Origin of the sequence: Streptomyces sp. B1866, assembly GCF_031932565.1 — a bacterium.
Classification (GTDB): Bacteria; Actinomycetota; Actinomycetes; order Streptomycetales; family Streptomycetaceae; genus Streptomyces.
The window spans coordinates 1-19539 of record NZ_JAVSCF010000017.1 but is presented as its reverse complement, the minus strand read 5'-3'; the positions used below and the strand labels follow the sequence as shown (position 1 = coordinate 19539).

Sequence of the window (19539 nt, the reverse complement as noted above, 5' to 3'; positions counted from 1 at the left end):
CCAGTCTACGTCCCGTGGCGGGCCGGATCGTACCGGCGCCCGGTCCGAGCCGGGCGCCGGTTGGACTCAGGTCCCCGCCGGCGGCCGGCCGCCGCCCGTCTTCTCCCGCTTCGGCGGCGTCACCGGGCCGCGCCGCACCGCGCCCGGCGCGCTCCACTCGGCGCGCTTGCGGGCGCGCTTCTTCGCCAGTTCGGAGGAGTCCAGCTGCCAGGGCACGGACGTGACCATGACGCCCGGGGTGAACAGCAGCCGGCCCTTCAGCCGCAGCGCGCTCTGGTTGTGCAGCAGGTGCTCGTACCAGCGGCCGACGACGTACTCGGGGATGTAGACGGAGACCACGTCGCGCGGGCTCTCCCGGCGCAGGCCGCGGACGTAGTCGACGACCGGGCGGGTGATCTCGCGGTAGGGCGAGTCGAGGACCTTCAGCGGCACGTCCAGGCCGCGCTCGTGCCACTCGGCCTGGAGCGCCTTGGTCTCGGCCGGGTCGACGTTGATGCTCAGCGCCTCCAGGGACCCGGACCGCATCAGCTTGGCGTAGGCGAGGGCGCGCAGCGTCGGCTTGTGGATCTTGGATACGAGGACGATGGAGTGCACCCGGGAGGGGCGGACGCTCTCCTCGCCGGGCTCGCCGTCTATGGCCAGTTCGTCGGAGACGCTGTCGTAGTGGCGGCGGATCGCGGTCATGGTGACGTAGAAGATGACCATGCCCAGCAGGGCGACCCACGCGCCGTGGGTGAACTTGGTCAGCAGCACGACCACCAGCACCAGGCCGGTGAAGAAGGCGCCGAAGGCGTTGATGGCCCGGGAGCGGATCATGTGCCGGCGCTTGGCCGGGTCCTTCTCGGCGGGCAGGTGGCGGTTCCAGTGCCGGACCATGCCGGTCTGGCTGAGGGTGAAGGACACGAACACGCCGACGATGTAGAGCTGGATGAGCTTGGTGGAGTCGGCGCCGTAGAGGTAGACGAGCACGGCGGCGGCGAAGGCCAGCATCAGGATGCCGTTGGAGAAGGCCAGCCGGTCGCCGCGGGTGTGCAGCTGGCGGGGCAGGTAGCGGTCCTGGGCGAGGATGGAGCCCAGCAGCGGGAAGCCGTTGTACGCGGTGTTGGCGGCCAGGAACAGCACCAGCGCGGTGGCCGCCGCGAGCACCACGAACAGGAACGATCCGTCACCGAAGACGGCCGCCGCGACCTGCGAGATCACCGGGTTCTGGGTGTAGTCGTCGCCGACCGCGACGCCGTCCTTGAGCAGGTCCCTGGCCGGCTCCTCGGCCATCTTCACGTCGGTGGCCATGGCCAGCGCGATGATGCCGCAGAACATGGTCACGGCCAGGCCGCCCATGAGCGCCAGCGTGGTGGCGGCGTTCTTGCTCTTCGGCTTGCGGAAGGCGGGCACGCCGTTGCTGATCGCCTCCACGCCGGTCAGCGCCGCGCAGCCGGAGGAGAAGGCGCGCAGCAGCAGGAAGACCAGGGCGAATCCGGCCAGGCCCGAGTGCTCGGCGTGCAGGTCGTAGTCCGCGGTGGGCGCGCTCATGTGGTCGCCGCGTACGATGCCGCGGTAGGCGCCCCAGAGCATGAGCAGGAAGACGCCGGCGACGAAGACGTAGGTGGGGATGGCGAAGAGCTTGCCCGACTCGCGCACGCCGCGCAGGTTCATCAGGGTCAGCAGCACGATGACGCCGATCGCGCACGGCACCTTGTGGTCGGCGATGAAGGAGACGGCCGAGCCCAGGTTCTCCACGCCGGAGGAGATGGACACGGCCACGGTCAGGACGTAGTCGACGAGCAGGGCGCTGGCCACGGTCAGGCCCGCCTTGGGGCCGAGGTTGGTGGTGGCGACCTCGTAGTCGCCGCCGCCGCTGGGGTAGGCGTGCACGTTCTGGCGGTAGGAGGCGACCACCGTGAACATCAGTACGACGACCGCGACCGCGATCCACGGGCTGTAGTCGTAGGCCGACACGCCCGCCACGGACAGGACGAGCAGCACCTCGCCCGGTGCGTACGCCACGGAGGACAGCGGGTCGGACGCGAAGACGGGGAGGGCGATGCGCTTGGGCAGCAGGGTTTCGCCCAGCTTGTCGCTGCGCAGCGCCCGCCCGATCAGGAGCCGTTTCGGGACGTCGGTCAGTTTGGACACGCTGAGGATCGTAAGCGGTGGGCCTGCCGCCCGCCCACCCGCCGCCCCCGCTCACCGGGCGGCGGGTGGAAGCACGCGGTCCGCGCGCGGCGCGGGAGGTCAGCGCAGCCGAACGGGCAGCGTGCGGTGGCCGTTGGAGATGAACGACTCCAGCGGCAGCAGGTCCGAGGCCGGCGCGGCCAGGGCGAGTGCCGGGAAGCGTTCGAACAGGGCCGGGAGGGCCACCGCGGCCTCCAGCCGGGCCAGCGGCGCGCCCAGGCAGCGGTGCACGCCGTGGCCGAAGGCGAGGTGGTCCTTGACCTGCCGGGTGACGTCGAAGCGGTCGGCGTCCGGGCCGACCGCGTCCGGGTCGCGGCCGGCCGAGGCCAGGGCGGCGATGATGGCGTCCCCCTTGCGGATCACCACGCCGCCGTCCAGCTCGATGTCCTCCACGGCGTAGCGCAGCGGCAGGGTGGCGCCCGGGGGCTGCCGGCGCAGGGTCTCCTCGATGACGTCGTTCCAGGTGGCGCGGCCGGCGTGGACGTGGCCGAGCTGCTCGGGGTCGGCCAGCAGGGCGTGCACGGCGTTGTCGAGGAGGTTGACGGTGGTCTCGTACCCCGCGCTGATCACCAGCAGCAGGGTGTCGGCCAGCTCCTGCTCGCTCAGCGAGGTGCCGTTCTCGCGGGCGGCGATGAGCCCGCTGGTCAGGTCGTCGTCCGGCCGGGCGCGCTTGTAGGCGACCAGCTCGGCCAGGACCGCGTAGATGTCCTCGTACGTGGCGGTGACCTCAGCGGACGCGGCGGCGGTGTGGAAGATGCTGTCGGCGCAGCGGCGCAGGGTGTCGCGCATCGTGCCGTCGGGCACGCCGAAGAGCTCGCAGATCACCTGGACGGGCAGCGGCACGGCGTAGGTCTCCCGAAGGTCGACCACCGCGCCGTCCGGGGTGGCGGCGAGGGTGTCGAGGAGGCCGGTGGTGATGCGCTCGACCCGGGGGCGCATGGCGGCGGTGCGGCGGGCGGTGAAGGCCGTGGCGACCAGGGACCGCAGCCGGGTGTGGTCGCTGCCGTAGGCGGTGAACATGTTCTGGACGGCGACCCAGGTGATCAGCGGCCAGTCGGGGGCGATCTCGCCGTTGATCCACCGGGGCCAGTGGCGGCGCGGGTCCTTGGACACCCGCGGGTCGGTGAACAGCTGCTTGATGACGGACTGGCGGGTTAACGCCCACGCCACCACGCCGCCAGGGAGCTCCACGGGCGTCGCGGGCCCTTGCGCGAGGAGGCGGGCGGCCTCGGCGTGGACGTCGTGTCCGGCCGGGTCGAGGACGTAGGGGCGGGCGGGCGGTGCCTGGCGGAGGTCGTGTTCCATGGTTCTCCAGCTGACTCGTCGATGCGGTCACGTGCAGGGAGTGAAACGGACACGGGCACGGACACGGCGGCGCGCGCGGGAGGCGGCGCGGCCGTGGTCGCCGGAGGAAATCGTACGGGCAGCGCCGTCAGCGCGCGATGGAACGGACCGGGTCGCCACTCCAGTTCTTCGACGGGCACGGCGAGTTCGAGGTCGGGGAGGCGGTCGAGCAGCTTCTCGACGGCGACCGAGGCGATCAGCCGGGCCGGGCCCCGGGCGGGGCAGGCGTGCGGGCCGACTCCCCAGGCGAGGTGGGCGCGGTTGCCGGCGCGCCGGACGGAGGCGAGGGCCGGGTCGGTGTTGCCGGCCGCGAAGCTGATCAGGACCGGCTCGCCCGCCAGCAGCCGCACCCCGTGGAAGTCCAGGTCGCGTACGGGGTAGTGGGCGGCGTAGTTGGCGGCGGGCGGGTCGAGCCACAGCACCTCGTCCAGGGCGTCCTCGACCGGCAGGCTGCCGCCGGAGAGGCTGCCGGCGAACCGGTCGTCGGACAGCAGCAGCCGCAGCGCGCCCGCGATGAGGTTGGACTGCGGCTCGGTGCCCCCGCCCATCAGCAGGATGCCCTGGTGGACCATCTCCTCGTCGGTCAGCCGCTCGGGGTGGGCCAGCATCCAGGAGGTGACGTCGGCGCCGGGCCGCCGCCGTTTGATGGTGACCAGCTCCACCAGGGTCTCGGTGAGCAGCGCGTTCTTCCGCTCCGCGTCGACGCCGTCCCAGATGCCCGACATGCCCTCCATCAGCCGGTCGCCGAGCGCCGGCGGGCAGCCGAAGAGCTGGTCGAAGACCATCAGCGGCACGACGCGCGCGTAGGCGCTGAGCAGTTCCGCCTCGCCGTCGCCCGCGAACCGGTCGATGAGCGTGTCGGCGATGCGCTCGACGTACCCGCGCAGCGCGTTCGGGTCCACCCGGGCGAGGCCGTCGTTGATCACCCGGCGCAGCCGCTGGTGCTCCGGGCCGTCGGCGAACAGGGCGTTGGGGCGGTAGTGCAGCATCGGCACCACCGGGTTGTCGTAGCCGATGCGGCCTTCGGCGAGCGCCTTCCACCGGCGCGGGTCGCGGACGAACCGCTCCGGGCTGCGCAGCACCTCCAGCGCCGCCTGGTAGGAGGTCACCAGCATCGCGTCGGTGTCCGGGGCGAGTTCCACCGGGGCGACCGGCCCGTAGGCGCGCATCCGCCGGTAGGCGGCGTGCGGGTCGGCGGCGAACTCCGGCCCGTACATCGGGATCCGGTACGTCGGCCTGCCGCTCGCGGCGGGCGCGGCGGCGGCCGTGGCACCGGCGGTCGCGGTGGTGGCGGTGTGCGCGGGACAGCCGGGCGGCGGGCCGCCGGGGTCGGGGCGGTGGGTCACGCGGGCTCCTGGCGGGCGCGGGAGGGGTGGGTCTGGAGGTACTGGACCAGGGAAATGAGGGCGTGCGTGGAGGAGGTCCGGTCGCGGGCGTCGCAGGTGACCAGCGGCGTGTCGGGCAGCAGGTCGAGGGCCTCGCGGACCTCCTCCTCGGGGTAGCGGGGGGCGCCGTCGAAGAGGTTGACGGCCACCGCGTACGGCAGGTCGTGGTCCTCCAGCAGGCCCATCACGTCGAAGGACCGCTCCAGGCGGCGGGTGTCGGCGAGCACCAGCGCGCCGAGCGCGCCCTGGGCCATGTCCTGCCACAGCCGGGTGAACCGCTGCTGGCCCGGCGCGCCGAACAGGTACAGCACCAGGGAGTCGCTGAGGGTGAGCCGGCCGAAGTCCATGGCGACGGTGGTCGTCGTCTTCTCCTCGGTGCCGGACAGGTCGTCGACGTAACTGCCCGCCTGGGTCATCGTCTCCTCGGTGCGCAGCGGCTCGATCTCCGACAGGGTGCCGACCAGGGTCGTCTTGCCGACGGCGAAGTGCCCGACGATCAGCAGTTTCACCGCCGCGCGCACGGTCTGGGGCAGGTAGACCGCGTCCTCAGAGGCGAGCACGGAGTCCATCGAGCACCTCCTGAAGGAGCCGGGTCTCGGGCAGGTCGGCCGGGGGGACGGGGGACCGCGCGGTGATGTGCCCGCTGTCCACCAGGTCGCCGATCAGCACCCGTACGACGCTGACGGGCAGCCGCAGCCGCCCGGCGACCTCGGCCACGGACAGCGGCCCGCCCAGGCACAGCTCCATCACCTCGCGCTTCTCCGGGCTGAGGCCGGCCAGCGGCCGGTCGCGCTGCCCGACGACCAGGGTGACCAGGTCCAGGGTGTTGCGGCTGGGGTGGGCGCGGCCGTCGGTCACCACGTACGGGCGGACCAGGCCCCGCTCGTACCACGGTGAGCGGCTCATACCGGACTGCCTATGCCCTGGCGGCTGAGGTCCTGGCGCGGCGGGGCGGTCAGCTCCCGGCCGAGCCGGTCGACCAGCTTCTGCATCCGGTAGGTGATGGCCTCCATGTCCACCTCGGCGGTGGCGGACAGCGCGAGGTACGCGCCGGGGCCCGCGGCGATGAGGAAGACGTACCCGCCCGCGAACTCCACGAGGGTCTGCTGCCAGGGGCTCTCCTCCCCCTCGCAGAACTCGGCGGTGCTGCGGCTGATCGACTGGAGCCCCGACAGGGCGGCGGCCTGCCGCTCGGCCTCGTCCCGGTGGATGCCCTCGGAGTAGGCGCGCAGCATCCCGTCCGCCGACAGCAGGATGGCGTGGCGCGCCTCGGGGACCCGCACCACCTCGTCGAGCATCCAGCCCAGCCCGTTGTCCGTCGTGGTGGTGGTCACGTGGTCGGTCATGCCTCGTGGTTCCCTTCGTCGTGGTGGTGAGCGGGGTCCTCGGCGGCGGCCCGGCCGGACCGGGTGCCGCGCGCGAAGGCGCCCATGCGCTGGGCGGCCTCCTCCGCCGACCGGACGCGGTAGGCGCCCGAAGGCTCCCCCTCCTCCGCTCCCGGCCGGGCGTGGCCGCCCGGGTCCCGCCCGTGGCGCGGTCTGCGGCGGCGCTTGGGCAGGCCGCCCGCGGTCGACTCGTACGGCCGCCCGGGCGCGCGCGGGAAGACGTCGTCCTCCTCCTCGTCGTCCACGGCGGGGTGGGCCAGCGGCGAGAGCACGGGCCGCTCCCGCCCGGCGTGGCTGCGCGGCGCGCCGGGCGGCCGGCGGGTCGGCCAGACCGAGGGCCCGTCGGCGCCGAAGGGCGTGAGCAGGGCGCTGGGCAGGAAGACGACGGCCCGCGCGCCCCCGTACGGCGAGCGGGTGTCCACCGAGACGGTGAAGCCGTAGCGCGCGGCCAGCACGCCGATGGCGGCGAAGCCGAACTGCGGCGGATCCCCCAGCCGGGAGACGTCCACGGGCCGCTCGCCGGACAGCAGCTCGGCGGCCCGCCGCATGTCCTGCTCCCCGAGGCCCACGCCCGCGTCGTCGACGATCACGCACGCGCCGTTGTGCACCGGCCGGCACTGGACCTCGACGGTGGTGTTGGGCTGGGAGTGGCGGGCGGCGTTGTCCAGCAGCTCGGCGACGGTGAGCACCACCGGCTCGACGGCCCGGCTGGTGACGGCGATGTCGATCTCGCTGTGCACCCGTACGCGCCGGTAGTCGCGGATCCGGGAGGTCGCCCCGCGCACCACCTCGATCAGCGAGGAGACGGCCCGCTGGCGGCCGGGCCAGGAGCCGCACAGCACGGAGATGGCCTGGGCGCGCCGGCCGAACTGGGAGTTGGTGTGGTCGATCTCCAGCAGGTCCTGGAGGACGTCGGGGTCGTCGTGCCGCTCCTGCATGGCGGAGATGGCCGCCTGCTGCTCGTGGGCGAGGCCCTGCAACGCTCGCATCGTGGACTTCAGCGCGGCCCGGGTGGCCACGTCGGCGCGGCCGTGGGCCTTCTCCAGGGAGCGGGTGAACAGGTCGAGCACGGCCTGCGTGCTCTGCGCGTAGGTGCTGCCCTCCAGGCCCGCCTCGCGCGGGCCGGGGACGGGGGTGGCGCGGGTGACGGAGTCGGCGGCGGCCGGCAGGCGCACGGCCACCAGGTGGCGCAGCTCCGCGTCCCGGGCCCGCACGTCCTCCTCCAGCTCCGCGGCGCGCCGGCGGGCGCGGGCGGCGATCCCCCGCTGGCGCAGCAGGAGCAGCAGGGCCACGAGGACGGCGGCGGCCAGCGCCCAGGTCACCGCCTCTAATATGTGATGTGTCATCAGGAAACCTCGGGCCGTGGTGGGGCGTGGGGGGCGGAAGGAACGATTCAGTCGCCTGGTGCCGGAGTCCCGCCCGCCGAACGCGTCCTGTCCGTGAACGGAATATGGCGGATCATCTTAGCCACGGCCGTGACCGGCTGTCCGACGTCCGTCACAAATTCGCCGCCGCGCCGTGCGGAGCCCTCCGGACGGGTCCCGCCACGGAATCTTCGCGATCCTTACGCCGTCTTACCGCGTTCTTAACGCGCGAAGCGGCCTCCCGCGGGGAACGGAGTGGGCGCGGGCGCGGGTACGCCCGGTAGCGTTGACGCCGGAGCCGTTCGAAGCGGCCCGGCACGGTCCCCCGGAAAGGTGATGCACGATGTCTGCCCAGGTCACAGCTGTACAGGAAGGGCTGAGGTAAGGGGCGTATGCACGTCGTGATCATGGGCTGCGGCCGGGTGGGCGCCGCCCTCGCCCAGACGCTGGAACGACAGGGCCACACGGTCGCGGTGGTCGACCGGGACCCGACGGCCTTCCGCCGGCTCGGCGCGGGCTTCGGCGGGCGCCGGGTGACCGGGGTCGGCTTCGACCAGGACACCCTCCGCGAGGCGGGCATCGAGGAGGCCGGGGCCTTCGCCGCGGTCAGCAGCGGCGACAACTCCAACATCATCGCGGCCCGGGTGGCACGGGAGATGTTCGGCGTGGAGAACGTCGCGGCCCGCATCTACGACCCGCGCCGCGCCGAGGTCTACCAGCGGCTGGGCATCCCGACCGTGGCCACCGTGCGGTGGACGGCCGACCAGATGCTGCGGCGGCTGCTGCCGTCCGGCGCCGAGCCGCTGTGGCGCGATCCGAGCGGTGGCGTCCAGCTGGCGGAGGTGCACACCTCGCCCGCGTGGGTCGGACACAAGATCAGCAGGTTGCAGGACGAGACGGGGGTGCGGGTGGCGTTCCTGACCCGGCTGGGCGAGGCCATGGTGCCGACCTCGCAGACGGTCCTCCAGGAGGGCGACCTGGTGCACGTCGTGATGCGCACCGACGAGGTCGAGAAGGTCGAGGCGGCCTTCGACGAGGGCCCCGAGGGAGGCGCGTGATGAGGGTCGCGATCGCCGGGGCCGGCGCGGTGGGGCGCTCCATCGCGGGCGAGCTGCTGGAGAACGGGCACGAGGTGCTGCTGGTCGACAAGGCGCCGACCGCCATCTCGGTGGAGCGCGTGCCGCAGGCCGAGTGGCTGCTGGCGGACGCGTGCGAGATCACCTCGCTGGACGAGGCGGCGCTCCAGCGCTGCAACGTGGTGATCGCGGCGACCGGCGACGACAAGGTCAACCTGGTCGTCTCGCTGCTGGCGAAGACCGAGTACGGCGTGCCGCGGGTGGTCGCCCGGGTCAACAACCCGAAGAACGAGTGGCTGTTCAACGAGTCGTGGGGGGTGGACGTCGCGGTGTCCACGCCGCGCCTGATGTCGGCCCTGGTGGAGGAGGCCGTGAGCGTCGGCGACCTGGTGCGGCTGCTGCGCTTCAGCCACGGCGACGCGAACCTGGTGGAGCTGACGCTGCCGCCGGAGTCGGCGCTGGCGGGCACGCGCGTGGGCGACGTGGCGTGGCCGGAGGACACCACGCTGGTCACCATCATCCGCGGCACGCGCGTGCTGACGCCCAGCCCCGACGACGTGCTGGAGGCGGGCGACGAGCTGCTGTTCGTGGCGGCGCAGGCGCGCGAGGAGCAGCTGGAGATCCTGCTGTCCGTACGGCGGGAGGACGCGGCGGGCTGAGGCCCCCTGGCCGGGCGCGGTCGTGGCGCGCGGGGCTTGCCGGCCCGCCGCGCGGGCCCGGACCCGGCCGGGGGTGCGCGGTGCGCCGCGCCGCCGCGTACGGGCCTGGTCGGTACGTCGCGGGCGGCGCGCCTGTGCCCGTACGCGGCGGGCGGCCCGCGGACCGGACGGCCGCCGGGTGCGTCCGCCGGACGGCGAGGGCGGGCCGCCCGGCCGGGCCCCACCGGGGCGGGCGCCGGGCGGCGGCGGGCCCGTACGGCCGGCGCCGCGCCGCAGTGCGCGCCGGCGCGCTCAGGTGCCGGGCGGGCGGCGGTCGGCCGGTTCGGAGTCCGCCTCGCGGACGATCTGGTCGGTCCACTCCGCCAGCAGCGGCTCGGTGACGGCCCCGACCTCCGCGGTCGCGGCCTGCTCGCGCCGCGCCCCCTCGGCCCGCTCCCGCTCGGCCCGCTCCGCGGCCTCCAGCTCGGCGACGACGTCGATCGGCGGCGGGGCCTTGGCCAGCAGTATCCAGGTCAGGTAGACGCACAGCAGGAACGGCGGCACGCCCAGGGCGATCCGCATCCAGCCGAGCTGGGTGGCGTCCCCCCACCAGTAGAGCGGGAAGAGGACCGCCGACTTGGCCAGCAGGACGATCCCCCACGCCCAGGTGGCCCGGGTGTACGCGCGCAGCCGGCCGGGGTTGCGGGTGCGCCAGGAGAGGTTCTCCCGCAGTATGGGACCGAGCAGCACACCGATCAGCGGGAAGCGGACGAGGGCCGACACCACGTAGGCCACGCCCAGGCCCAGGATGTAGAGCATGCCCGGCAGGTAGAAGTTCTTCGCGTCGCCGGAGACCATCGCGAAGACCGCGCCGACGGCGACGCCGAAGACGCCGCTGAAGGCGTGCTTCAGGGTCTCGCGGCGGGCCAGCCGGCCCAGCGCGAGCAGCAGCGTCAGGCCGAGCGACGCCAGGGCGGCGAGGCGGATCTCGTGCTCGATCGTGTAGAGGAGGACGAAGACCAGGCCGGGCACGGTGGTGTCCACCATGCCCCGCACCCCGCCGAACGCCTCCAGGAGCGCGGCGTCCGCCGCCGCTCTGCCCGCCGCGTCGCCCGCGGCGGCCTCGCCGGCCGGGACCGGCCTGTCGTGGGACGTCACCCGCTACTCCTGCCCGAGCGGTCGAAGCTCGTACTTGGGATTGAACAGCACCCGGCGGCCGTGGCTCACGGAGATCCGGCCGCTGGCGATCAGCTTGCGGCCCGGCTCTATTCCGATGATGGAACGGCGGCCCAGCCACACCACGTCCAGGGCAGCGGTGCCGTCGAACAGCTCCGCCTCCAGCGCCGGGACGCCGGCCCGGGGCCGCAGGGTGACCGTGCGCAGCGTACCGGTGACGGTCACGATCTGCCGGTCGCCGCAGTCCCCTATCTTGGTGCAGCCCGCGGCCTCCGCGTCCTGCTGGAGCTCGGCGGAGTGCAGCTCCTCCTGGGAGCTCGACAGCCGGTCGAGCATCCGCCGGAAGCGGCTGACGGGCTTGGTCTCACGGGATACGGCACTCATACGGCCAGCGTACCGGGCGGCTGTGACCGTATCACCGCTTGTGCGGACCCCCGGTTCGCCCCTCACGGCTCGTACTCTCACGGCTCGAACCGGTACCCCATGCCCGGCTCCGTTATGAAGTGCCGCGGGTGGGAGGGGTCGGCCTCCAGTTTGCGGCGCAGCTGGGCCATGTAGACCCGCAGGTAGTTGGTCTCCGTGCCGTACGACGGGCCCCACACCTCCTGGAGCAGCTGGCGCTGGCTGACCAGGCGGCCGGTGTTGCGGACCAGGACCTCCAGCAGGTGCCACTCGGTCGGCGTGAGGCGCACGTCCCGGCCGCCGCGCCCCACCTTCTTGGCCGCGAGGTCGACGGTGAAGCTGTCGGTGCTGACGACGACGGCGTCGTCGGCCTGGCCGACGGGTTCGGCGCGGCGGACGGCGGCGCGCAGCCGGGCCAGCAGCTCGTCCATGCCGAAGGGCTTGGTGACGTAGTCGTCGGCCCCCGCGTCCAGCGCCTCCACCTTCTCGTCGGAGGTGTGCCGGGCGGAGAGCACGAGGATCGGGACCCGGGTCCAGCCGCGCAGGCCCTTGATCACCTCGACGCCGTCCATGTCGGGCAGGCCGAGGTCGAGCACGACCACGTCGGGGTGGCGGGCGGCGGCGAGCTGGAGGGCGGTGGTGCCGTCCGCGGCGGCGTCGACCTCGTACTTGCGGGCCCGGAGGTTGATCACGAGGGCGCGTACGATCTGCGGCTCGTCGTCGACCACGAGCACCCGGGTCATGGTCCGGCCTGCCTTTCCGTTCCGGTGGGGTCCGTGGGACCTGGTGGGTGTGCCGGGGTCGCCGTGCCCGGCGGTTCTTGCGCCGCCGGTCACGACGTGGCCTGGGCGGGTATCTCGGGGCGGGCCGGGCCGCGGCCGGCGGCGGCGCGCAGGGTGAGCACCATGGTCATGCCGCCGCCGGGGGTGTCCTCGGCCTCCAGGCTGCCGCCCATGGCCTCGGCGAAGCCGCGGGCGACGGCGAGGCCGAGGCCGACGCCGGCGCCGCGCGGCGCGTCGCCGTACCGCTGGAAGGGCTCGAAGATCCGCTCCTTGGCGCTGTCGGGGACGCCGGGGCCGCGGTCGGCGACCCGCAGTTCGACACGCTCGCCCAGGGCGCTGGCGGAGACCAGGACGGGATGGCCGTCGGGGCTGTACTTCACGGCGTTCTCCACGATGTTGGCGACGCTGCGCTCCAGCAGGCCGGGGTCGACGGCGACCATGGGCAGTTCCTCGGGGATGTCGAGGGCGGCGCTGCCCTCGGGCACGCCGCCGAGCGCCATGGGCACCACCTCGTCCAGGTCGATCTCCCGGATGAGGGGGGTGACGGTGCCGGTCTGGAGGCGGGACATGTCGAGCAGGTTGCCGACCAGGTGGTCGAGCCGGTCGGCGCCCTCCTCGATGGCCGCGAGGAGTTCGGCCTCGTCCTCCTCCGACCAGGCGACGTCGTCGGAGCGCAGCGAGGTGACGGCGGCCTTGATGGCGGCCAGCGGGGTGCGCAGGTCGTGGCTGACGGCGGCGAGCAGGGCGGTGCGGATGCGGTTGCCCTCGGCCAGCTCGCGGGCCCGCTCGGCCTGGCCGACCAGCCGCTGGCGGTCCAGGACGACGGCGGCCTGGGCGGCGAAGGCGGCGAGCACGCGGCGGTCCTCGGCGGGCAGCACCCGGCCGGTGAGGGCGAGCGCCAGGTGGTCGCCGACGGGCATGTCGACGTCGGCGTCCTCGGGCCGCCCGGGCGGCGGCGGGCCGCCGGTGACGCCGGCGCTGCCCGCGCGGGTCCACGGGGCGACGTCGCTCTCCCGCTCCAGCAGCGCGACCGCGTCCATGCCGAAGGTCTCCCGGACCCGCTCCAGCAGCGCCTCCAGGGACGTCTCGCCGCGCAGCACGCTGCCGGCCAGGAAGGACAGCACCTCGGACTCGGCGCGCAGCCGGGCGGCCTGGTGGGTGCGGCGGGCGGCGAGGTCGACCACGGAGGCGACCGACACGGCGACGGCGACGAAGACGGCGATAGCGACGATGTTCTCGGGGTCGGCGATGGTCCAGGTGTGGGTGGGCGGGGTGAAGTAGTAGTTCAGCAGCAGCGAGCCGGCCGCGGCCGAGGCGAGGGCCGGCAGCAGGCCGCCGACCAGCGCCGCCACCACGTTGACGAACAGGAACAGCAGCACCTCGTTGGCGAAGCCGGGGCCCGTGTCGCCGCCTCCGGTGCCGGTGCCGGCCAGGCCCAGGGTGAGCAGGGCGGGCCCGGCCACGCCGACCAGCCAGCCGGCCGCCCGCCGGGCGCGGCCGAGCCGCGCGCCACGCGCCACCGGCAGGCCGCGGCCCTTGGCGACCGCCTCGTGGGTGACGATGTGCACGTCGAGGTCGGGCCCGGACTCGCGGGCGACGGTGGCGCCGACGCCGGGTCCGAAGACCTGGGTCCAGGGCCTGCGGCGGCTGGAGCCGAGCACGATCTGGGTGGCGTTGACGCCGCGGGCGAAGTCGAGCAGGGCGCGGGGGATGTCCTCCCCTATCACGTGGTGGAACGTTCCGCCCAGGTCCTCCACGAGGGTGCGCTGCACCGCCAGCTCCTTGGGCGAGGCCGAGGTGAGGCCGTCGCTGCGCGCGACGTAGACGGCCAGCACCTCGCTGCCGGAGCCCTTGGCGGCGATGCGCGCGGCGCGCCGGATGAGGGTGCTGCCCTCCGGCCCGCCGGTCAGGCCCACCACGATCCGCTCGCGGGCCTGCCAGGTGGAGCGGATGCTGTGCTCGGAGCGGTACTGCTGGAGGTACTCGTCGACCCGGTCGGCGGTCCACAGCAGGGCCAGCTCGCGCAGGGCGGTGAGGTTGCCGGGGCGGAAGTAGTTGGACAGGGCGGCGTCGATCTTGTCGGGGGCGTAGATGTTGCCGTGCGCCATGCGGCGGCGCAGCGCCTGGGGCGACATGTCGACCAGCTCGATCTGGTCGGCGCGGCGGACCACCTCGTCGGGCACGGTCTCGCGCTGCCGCACGCCGGTTATCGACTCCACCACGTCGCCCAGCGATTCCAGGTGCTGGATGTTGACCGTGGAGACCACGTCGACGCCCGCGCGCAGCAGCTCCTCGACGTCCTGCCACCGCTTGGCGTTGCGGGAGCCGGGCACGTTGGTGTGCGCCAGCTCGTCCACGAGCGCGACGGCGGGGCGGCGCGCCAGGACGGCGTCCACGTCCATCTCCGTGAAGACGGCGCCCCGGTAGGCGAGCTCGCGGCGGGGCACCTCCTCCAGGCCGTGCAGCATGACCTCGGTGCGCGGGCGGCCGTGGTGCTCCACGAAGCCGACGACGACGTCCGCGCCCCGCTCGACGCGCCGGTGCGCCTCGGAGAGCATCGCGTACGTCTTGCCGACGCCCGGTGCCGCGCCCAGGTAGATCCGGAACTTGCCGCGTGCCATGGCCCCATTTTCTTGCCCGGGCCGGAAGACCGCCCTGCCGGATCCGGGTGCGCGCCCGCGCACCACCGCTTTCGCTCGTTGACCGATTCCCGTGTCCCACGCCCCGTTCTCCCGACTGTACGGCCCCGGACCGCCCGCCGGACGTCCGCGTCCGGCGGGCGGGGGCGGTCAGCGCTCGGCGAGCCGGCGCACCGCGATGTTCAGCTCCAGCACGTTGACGTGCGGCTCGCCGAGGAAGCCCAGGTCACGGCCTGCGGTGTGGTCCTTCACCAGCCGCGCGACGGCGGCGGCGGGCAGGCCGTTGGCGCGGGCGACCCGCCGCGTCTGCAAGCGGGCGTACGCCTCGGAGATGTCCGGGTCGATCGCGGAGGCGGAGCCGGTGACGGCGTCCTTGGGCACCGCCGGCTCCGGTACGCCGTTGAACTCGGCCACCTGCTTCCGGGCCGCCCGGACCATCGCCACCAGCCGGGGGTCGGACGCGCCGAGCTGGCTGGAACCGGTCGCCAGCGGGTCGTAGCCGCTGTGGGAGGGGCGGCCCTGGAAGTAGCGGGGGTCGGGCCGGGGGTCCTGCTCGCCCCTGGCGGGCGGCAGGTCGTAGCGCTGGCCGACCAGCCGGGAGCCGACCTGCCGGCCGTCGGCCTCCACCAGGGAGCCGTTGGCCTTGTCGTGGAAGGCGGTCTGGGCCACGCCGGTGACGGCCAGCGGGTACAGCACGCCGCACACGACGGTGAGGGCGAGCAGGGCGCGCAGGGAGGCGGCGAGCAGGCGGCCGGTGCCGCGCAGGGAGGCGTTCATGCCAGGTCACCCGATTCCCGGGATCAGCGAGAGGAGCAGGTCGATGAGTTTGATGCCGATGAACGGGGCGATCAGGCCGCCGAGGCCGTAGACGGCCAGGTTGCGGCGGAGCATCCGGTCGGCGGTCATCGGCCGGTAGCGCACGCCGCGCAGGGCGAGCGGCACCAGCGCGACGATGACCAGCGCGTTGAAGATCACCGCGGACAGGATGGCGGACTCCGCCGAGGCCAGCCGCATGATGTTGAGCCTGTCGAGGCTGGGGTAGGCGGCGGCGAACATCGCCGGGATGATCGCGAAGTACTTGGCGACGTCGTTGGCGATGGAGAACGTGGTCAGCGCGCCGCGTGTGATGAGCAGCTGCTTGCCGATCTCCACGATCTCGATGAGCTTGGTGGGGTTGGAGTCCAGGTCCACCATGTTCCCGGCCTCCTTGGCGGCCGAGGTGCCGGTGTTCATGGCCACGCCCACGTCCGCCTGCGCCAGCGCCGGGGCGTCGTTGGTGCCGTCGCCGGTCATGGCCACGAGCTTGCCGCCGGCCTGCTCGCGCCGGATGAGGGCCATCTTGTCCTCGGGCGTGGCCTCGGCGAGGAAGTCGTCCACGCCGGCCTCCTCGGCGATGGCCCGGGCGGTCAGCGGGTTGTCCCCGGTGATCATGACCGTGCGGATGCCCATCCGGCGCAGCTCCTCGAACCGCTCCCGCATGCCCTCCTTGACCACGTCCTTGAGGTGGATGACGCCCAGCACCCGGGCGCCCGCCCCGTCCTCGGCGGCGACCAGCAGCGGCGTGCCGCCCGCGGCCGAGATGTCGTCGGCGAGCTGCCGCGCGTCCGGCGCGACGGCGCCGCCGCGCTCGGCGACCCAGGCGAGGACCGCGCCCGCGGCGCCCTTGCGGATGCGTACGCCGGTGTCCGGCAGGTCCACGCCGGACATGCGGGTCTGGGCGGTGAAGGGCACCCACGCGGCGCCGGCCAGCTCGCCCCCGTGCCGCTCGCGCAGCCCGTACGCCGTCTTGGCCAGGACCACCACGGACCGGCCCTCCGGCGTCTCGTCGGCCAGCGAGGACAGCTGGGCGGCGTCGGCCACCTCGGCCGCGGTGGTGCCGCGGACGGGCACGAACTCCGCGGCCTGCCGGTTGCCGAGCGTGATGGTGCCGGTCTTGTCCAGCAGCAGCGTGGACACGTCGCCCGCCGCCTCCACCGCCCGGCCGGACATGGCCAGGACGTTGCGCTGCACGAGCCGGTCCATGCCCGCGATGCCGATCGCGGACAGCAGCGCGCCGATGGTGGTCGGGATCAGGCAGACCAGCAGCGCGGTGAGGACGACGAGGGACTGCTCGGCGCCGGCGTAGACCGCGAACGGCTGGAGGGTGACGACGGCGAGCAGGAAGACGACGGTGAGCGAGGCGAGCAGGATGTTCAGCGCGATCTCGTTCGGCGTCTTCTGCCGGGCGGCGCCCTCCACCAGGCCGATCATGCGGTCGATGAACGTCTCGCCCGGCCTGGCGGTGATCTTCACGACGATGCGGTCGGACAGCACCCTCGTACCGCCGGTGACCGCGCACCGGTCGCCGCCCGACTCGCGGATGACCGGCGCCGACTCGCCGGTGATGGCGGACTCGTCCACGGACGCCACGCCCTCGGCCACGTCGCCGTCGCCGGGGATGACGTCGCCCGCCTCGCACACCACCCGGTCGCCGACGCGCAGGTCCGTGCCCGGCACCCGCTCCTCGCCGTCGCCGGCCAGCCGCCGGGCGACGGTGTCGGTCTTGGCCTTGCGCAGGGTGTCGGCCTGCGCCTTGCCGCGGCCCTCGGCGACGGCCTCGGCGAGGTTGGCGAACACCACGGTCAGCCACAGCCAGGCGGCGATCACCCAGCCGAACCAGTCGCCGGGGTCCTTCACGGCCAGCGCGGTGGTCAGCGCCGAGCCGATCTCGACCACGAACATCACCGGGGACTTCACCTGCACGCGCGGGTCGAGCTTGCGCAGCGCCTCCGGCAGCGAGGCGAGCAGTTGCCGGGGGTCGAACAGGCCGCCGCCCACCCGGGCGCCGCCCTTCCCGCGGCCGCCCGGCGGGTCGTCGTGCGGCGCGGGCGAGGGGGCGTGCGGGGCGGCGGTGTGCACGGTGGTCCCGGCGCTCTCCGTGATCTTCGAGGTCCGGGTGGTCATGCCGCCAGTCCTTCCGCCAGGGGGCCGAGCGCGAGCGCCGGGAAGAAGGTGAGCCCGGTGACGATCGCGATGGAGCCGACCAGCACCCCGGTGAACAGCGGCTTCTCGGTGCGCAGGGTGCCAGCGGTGGCGGGCACGGGCTGCTGTCCGGCCAGCGATCCGGCCAGGGCCAGCACGAACACCATCGGCAGGAAGCGGCCGACGAGCATGCACAGGCCGAGGGCGGTGTTGAAGAAGACGGTGTTGGCACCGAGGCCCGCGAAGGCGCTGCCGTTGTTGTTGGACGCCGAGGTGAAGGCGTACAGCACCTCGGAGAAGCCGTGCGGCCCGATGTTGGTCATCGCGTCCTTGCCGTCCGGCAGGGCCATGGCCACGGCGGTGCCGGTGAGCACCAGCGCCGGAGTGACCAGGATGTAGCAGGCGGCCAGCTTGATCTCGCGGGGGCCGATCTTCCGGCCCAGGTACTCGGGCGTACGGCCGACCATCAGGCCCGCGATGAACACCGCGATGACGGCCATGACCAGCATGCCGTACAGGCCGGAGCCGACGCCGCCGGGCGCGATCTCGCCGAGCATCATGCCCAGCAGCAGCACGCCGCCGCTCAAGCCCCCGAAGGAGTCGTGGAAGGAGTCGACCGCGCCGGTGGAGGTCATGGTCGTGGACACCGCGAACAGCGAGGACGGGCCCTCGCCGAACCGCTGCTCCTTGCCCTCCATGGCGCCGCCCGCCAGCCGCGCGGCGGTGCCGGGGTGCCGGTACTCCAGGACGGTGACGGCGACGACGGCGGCGAACCAGATGACGGCCATGGCCGCGACGATCGCGTAGCCCTGGCGCACGCTGCCGACCATGCGGCCGAAGGTGCGCGGCAGCGAGAACGGGATGACCAGCATCAGGAAGATCTCCAGCAGGTTGCTGAAGCCGGTCGGGTTCTCGAACGGGTGCGCGGAGTTGGCGTTGTAGGGGCCGCCGCCGTTGGTGCCCAGGTTCTTGACGGCCTCCTGGGAGGCGACGTTGCCGCCGGTGATGGCCTGGTGGTCGCCGGTGAGCGTGGTGACGTGGTGGATGTCGGAGAAGTTCTGCACCGCTCCGGCGGCGACCAGCAGGATCGCGGCGACCACGGACAGCGGCAGCAGGATGCGCACGGTGCCGCGCACCAGGTCGGTCCAGAAGTTGCCGAGGTCGCCGGTGCGGTGCCGGACGAAGCCGCGGACGAGCGCGACGGCCACGGCCATGCCGACGGCCGCCGACAGGAAGTTCTGCACGGCCAGGCCGCCGGTCTGGACCAGGTGGCCCATGGCCGACTCGCCCGAGTACGACTGCCAGTTGGTGTTGGTCACGAAGGACGCGGCGGTGTTGAACGCCTGGTCCGGGCTGATCGCCGCGAAACCGAGCGAGAGCGGCAGGTGGTCCTGGAGGCGCAGCAGCAGGTAGAGGAACAGCACGCCCACGGCGGAGAAGGCGAGCACGCCGCGCAGGTAGGCGGGCCAGCGCATCTGGGCGTCGGGGTCGGCGCCGATACAGCGGTAGATCCAGCGCTCCACGCGTAGATGCCGGCCGGAGGTGTAGGCGGCGGCCATGTAGTCGCCGAGGGGACGGTGCACCAGGACGAGCGCCGCGACGAGCACGGACACCTGGAGCACGTCGGCGAGGACGGGACTCATCGGGTCGCTCAGAACCTCTCCGGGAAGACGAGGGCGAGGACCAGGTAGCCCAGCAGGGCCACGGCCACGATCAGGCCGGCGACGTTCTCTGCGGTCACAGTCTCGTCACTCCCTTGGCGGCGAGGGCCACCAGGGCGAACACCGCCAGGGTGACGGCGACGAAGGCCACGTCGTCCATCGTGGGCTCCTTGGGGTCGGCGGGGCCGGGCCGGCGGGCCGGGTGGCACGTCGGCGGGACCGGCCCGCGCGGTGCGGGTACGGACCCTTTGAGGAAACCTCTCGCGGGAGGGCGGCGCCGCTGCCGTTGACGGCTCTTTTACGGCCATCGGCGCGCTCTTGACACATCTCTGACGCAGGGCCCCGGCCGTGCCCGTCCCGCGCGCCTCACCTGCGGAAAAGCGGTAGGCCGCACTCCGCTGGGGAGTGCGGCCCTGGGCCTCGATCGATCAGTTCGCGCCATGGGCAGGCGGCGGGGCGCCGGCGCGGCCGGCGGGGTGGCCCGGGCGCGCGTCCCGGGCGTGCGCCTGCCGGGCGTACGCGCCGCCGGGCGTACGCGCGCGGGGCGGCGTCCG

17 protein-coding genes are annotated in these 19539 nt (G+C 73.7%); 2 read left to right on the top strand and 15 right to left on the bottom strand.

The genetic code is table 11. From position 1 onward, the window contains the following. Nucleotides 1–66: 66 nt before the first annotated feature. The 7 genes from RKE29_RS04840 to RKE29_RS04810 all read right to left on the bottom strand — a co-directional run bounded on the left by RKE29_RS04840 (nt 67) and on the right by RKE29_RS04810 (nt 7632). On the bottom strand, nt 67–2133 hold the full coding sequence (locus RKE29_RS04840) for an APC family permease (RefSeq protein WP_312003764.1): 2067 nt from the start codon (nt 2131–2133) through the stop codon (nt 67–69). A gap of 99 nt (nt 2134–2232) precedes the next feature. Continuing rightward, nucleotides 2233–3345, bottom strand: coding sequence for a cytochrome P450 (locus RKE29_RS04835; RefSeq protein ID WP_312003780.1), 1113 nt, complete (start codon nt 3343–3345; stop codon nt 2233–2235). Then, the gene (locus tag RKE29_RS04830; RefSeq protein WP_312003779.1) at nt 3327–4733 is read right to left on the bottom strand and encodes a cytochrome P450; all 1407 of its coding nucleotides are present in this window, start codon (nt 4731–4733) and stop codon (nt 3327–3329) included. The genes RKE29_RS04835 and RKE29_RS04830 overlap by 19 nt, the downstream gene beginning before the upstream one ends. A 125-nt stretch (nt 4734–4858) precedes the next feature. After that, nucleotides 4859–5470 carry an ATP/GTP-binding protein gene (locus tag RKE29_RS04825; RefSeq protein ID WP_312003763.1) on the bottom strand — a complete coding sequence of 204 codons (612 nt, stop codon included), beginning with the start codon at nt 5468–5470 and terminating at the stop codon, nt 4859–4861. Beyond that, entirely contained in the window at nt 5448–5807 is a 360-nt protein-coding gene (locus tag RKE29_RS04820) for a DUF742 domain-containing protein (RefSeq protein WP_312003762.1), read from the bottom strand. The genes RKE29_RS04825 and RKE29_RS04820 overlap by 23 nt, the downstream gene beginning before the upstream one ends. After that, entirely contained in the window at nt 5804–6247 is a 444-nt protein-coding gene (locus RKE29_RS04815; protein ID WP_312003761.1) for a roadblock/LC7 domain-containing protein, read from the bottom strand. The genes RKE29_RS04820 and RKE29_RS04815 overlap by 4 nt, the downstream gene beginning before the upstream one ends. Further along, entirely contained in the window at nt 6244–7632 is a 1389-nt protein-coding gene (locus tag RKE29_RS04810) for an ATP-binding protein (RefSeq protein WP_312003760.1), read from the bottom strand. The genes RKE29_RS04815 and RKE29_RS04810 overlap by 4 nt, the downstream gene beginning before the upstream one ends. 410 nt (nt 7633–8042) lie before the next feature. On the opposite strand from RKE29_RS04810, the gene RKE29_RS04805 reads away from it, so the two are divergent. Together RKE29_RS04805 and RKE29_RS04800 are read left to right on the top strand one after the other, a co-directional pair. Beyond that, nucleotides 8043–8708 carry a TrkA family potassium uptake protein gene (locus RKE29_RS04805; RefSeq protein ID WP_312003759.1) on the top strand — a complete coding sequence of 222 codons (666 nt, stop codon included), beginning with the start codon at nt 8043–8045 and terminating at the stop codon, nt 8706–8708. After that, nucleotides 8708–9385, top strand: coding sequence for a TrkA family potassium uptake protein (locus RKE29_RS04800; RefSeq protein WP_312003758.1), 678 nt, complete (start codon nt 8708–8710; stop codon nt 9383–9385). The genes RKE29_RS04805 and RKE29_RS04800 overlap by 1 nt, the downstream gene beginning before the upstream one ends. Before the next feature lie 291 nt (nt 9386–9676). Here the strand turns inward: RKE29_RS04800 and RKE29_RS04795 are convergent, their stop codons facing one another. The 8 genes from RKE29_RS04795 to kdpF all read right to left on the bottom strand — a co-directional run bounded on the left by RKE29_RS04795 (nt 9677) and on the right by kdpF (nt 19065). After that, nucleotides 9677–10522, bottom strand: a complete 846-nt coding sequence (locus RKE29_RS04795) for a DUF3159 domain-containing protein (protein WP_312003757.1) — start codon at nt 10520–10522, stop codon at nt 9677–9679. 3 nt (nt 10523–10525) lie between these two features. Beyond that, nucleotides 10526–10924 carry an OB-fold nucleic acid binding domain-containing protein gene (locus RKE29_RS04790; protein WP_312003756.1) on the bottom strand — a complete coding sequence of 133 codons (399 nt, stop codon included), beginning with the start codon at nt 10922–10924 and terminating at the stop codon, nt 10526–10528. Between the two features lie 77 nt (nt 10925–11001). Beyond that, nucleotides 11002–11685 carry a response regulator gene (locus tag RKE29_RS04785; protein ID WP_312003755.1) on the bottom strand — a complete coding sequence of 228 codons (684 nt, stop codon included), beginning with the start codon at nt 11683–11685 and terminating at the stop codon, nt 11002–11004. 89 nt (nt 11686–11774) lie between these two features. Continuing rightward, on the bottom strand, nt 11775–14345 hold the full coding sequence (locus RKE29_RS04780) for an ATP-binding protein (protein WP_312003754.1): 2571 nt from the start codon (nt 14343–14345) through the stop codon (nt 11775–11777). Between the two features lie 168 nt (nt 14346–14513). After that, nucleotides 14514–15140, bottom strand: a complete 627-nt coding sequence (locus RKE29_RS04775; RefSeq protein WP_312003752.1) for a potassium-transporting ATPase subunit C — start codon at nt 15138–15140, stop codon at nt 14514–14516. Between the two features lie 6 nt (nt 15141–15146). Next, nucleotides 15147–17306 (bottom strand): potassium-transporting ATPase subunit KdpB, encoded by a 2160-nt coding sequence (kdpB, locus tag RKE29_RS04770; RefSeq protein WP_312003751.1) that lies wholly within the window; start codon nt 17304–17306, stop codon nt 15147–15149. Continuing rightward, the gene (gene kdpA / locus RKE29_RS04765) at nt 17303–18967 is read right to left on the bottom strand and encodes a potassium-transporting ATPase subunit KdpA (protein ID WP_312003750.1); all 1665 of its coding nucleotides are present in this window, start codon (nt 18965–18967) and stop codon (nt 17303–17305) included. The genes kdpB and kdpA overlap by 4 nt, the downstream gene beginning before the upstream one ends. Nucleotides 18968–18975: 8 nt before the next feature. After that, on the bottom strand, nt 18976–19065 hold the full coding sequence (gene kdpF / locus RKE29_RS04760; RefSeq protein WP_312003749.1) for a K(+)-transporting ATPase subunit F: 90 nt from the start codon (nt 19063–19065) through the stop codon (nt 18976–18978). Between the last annotated feature and the right edge of the window lie 474 nt (nt 19066–19539).

Bases quoted from the DNA above. Each gene is read 5' to 3' on its own strand.
- kdpA (WP_312003750.1), bottom strand. From the start codon at position 18,967: ATGAGTCCCGTCCTCGCCGACGTGCTCCAGGTGTCCGTGCTCGTCGCG.
- RKE29_RS04790 (WP_312003756.1), bottom strand. From the start codon at position 10,924: ATGAGTGCCGTATCCCGTGAGACCAAGCCCGTCAGCCGCTTCCGGCGG.
- RKE29_RS04830 (WP_312003779.1), bottom strand. From the start codon at position 4,733: ATGTACGGGCCGGAGTTCGCCGCCGACCCGCACGCCGCCTACCGGCGG.
- RKE29_RS04800 (WP_312003758.1), top strand. From the start codon at position 8,708: ATGAGGGTCGCGATCGCCGGGGCCGGCGCGGTGGGGCGCTCCATCGCG.
- RKE29_RS04775 (WP_312003752.1), bottom strand. From the start codon at position 15,140: ATGAACGCCTCCCTGCGCGGCACCGGCCGCCTGCTCGCCGCCTCCCTG.
- RKE29_RS04815 (WP_312003761.1), bottom strand. From the start codon at position 6,247: ATGACCGACCACGTGACCACCACCACGACGGACAACGGGCTGGGCTGG.
- kdpB (WP_312003751.1), bottom strand. From the start codon at position 17,306: ATGACCACCCGGACCTCGAAGATCACGGAGAGCGCCGGGACCACCGTG.
- RKE29_RS04825 (WP_312003763.1), bottom strand. From the start codon at position 5,470: ATGGACTCCGTGCTCGCCTCTGAGGACGCGGTCTACCTGCCCCAGACC.
- RKE29_RS04820 (WP_312003762.1), bottom strand. From the start codon at position 5,807: ATGAGCCGCTCACCGTGGTACGAGCGGGGCCTGGTCCGCCCGTACGTG.
- RKE29_RS04785 (WP_312003755.1), bottom strand. From the start codon at position 11,685: ATGACCCGGGTGCTCGTGGTCGACGACGAGCCGCAGATCGTACGCGCC.
- RKE29_RS04810 (WP_312003760.1), bottom strand. From the start codon at position 7,632: ATGACACATCACATATTAGAGGCGGTGACCTGGGCGCTGGCCGCCGCC.
- RKE29_RS04805 (WP_312003759.1), top strand. From the start codon at position 8,043: ATGCACGTCGTGATCATGGGCTGCGGCCGGGTGGGCGCCGCCCTCGCC.
- RKE29_RS04780 (WP_312003754.1), bottom strand. From the start codon at position 14,345: ATGGCACGCGGCAAGTTCCGGATCTACCTGGGCGCGGCACCGGGCGTC.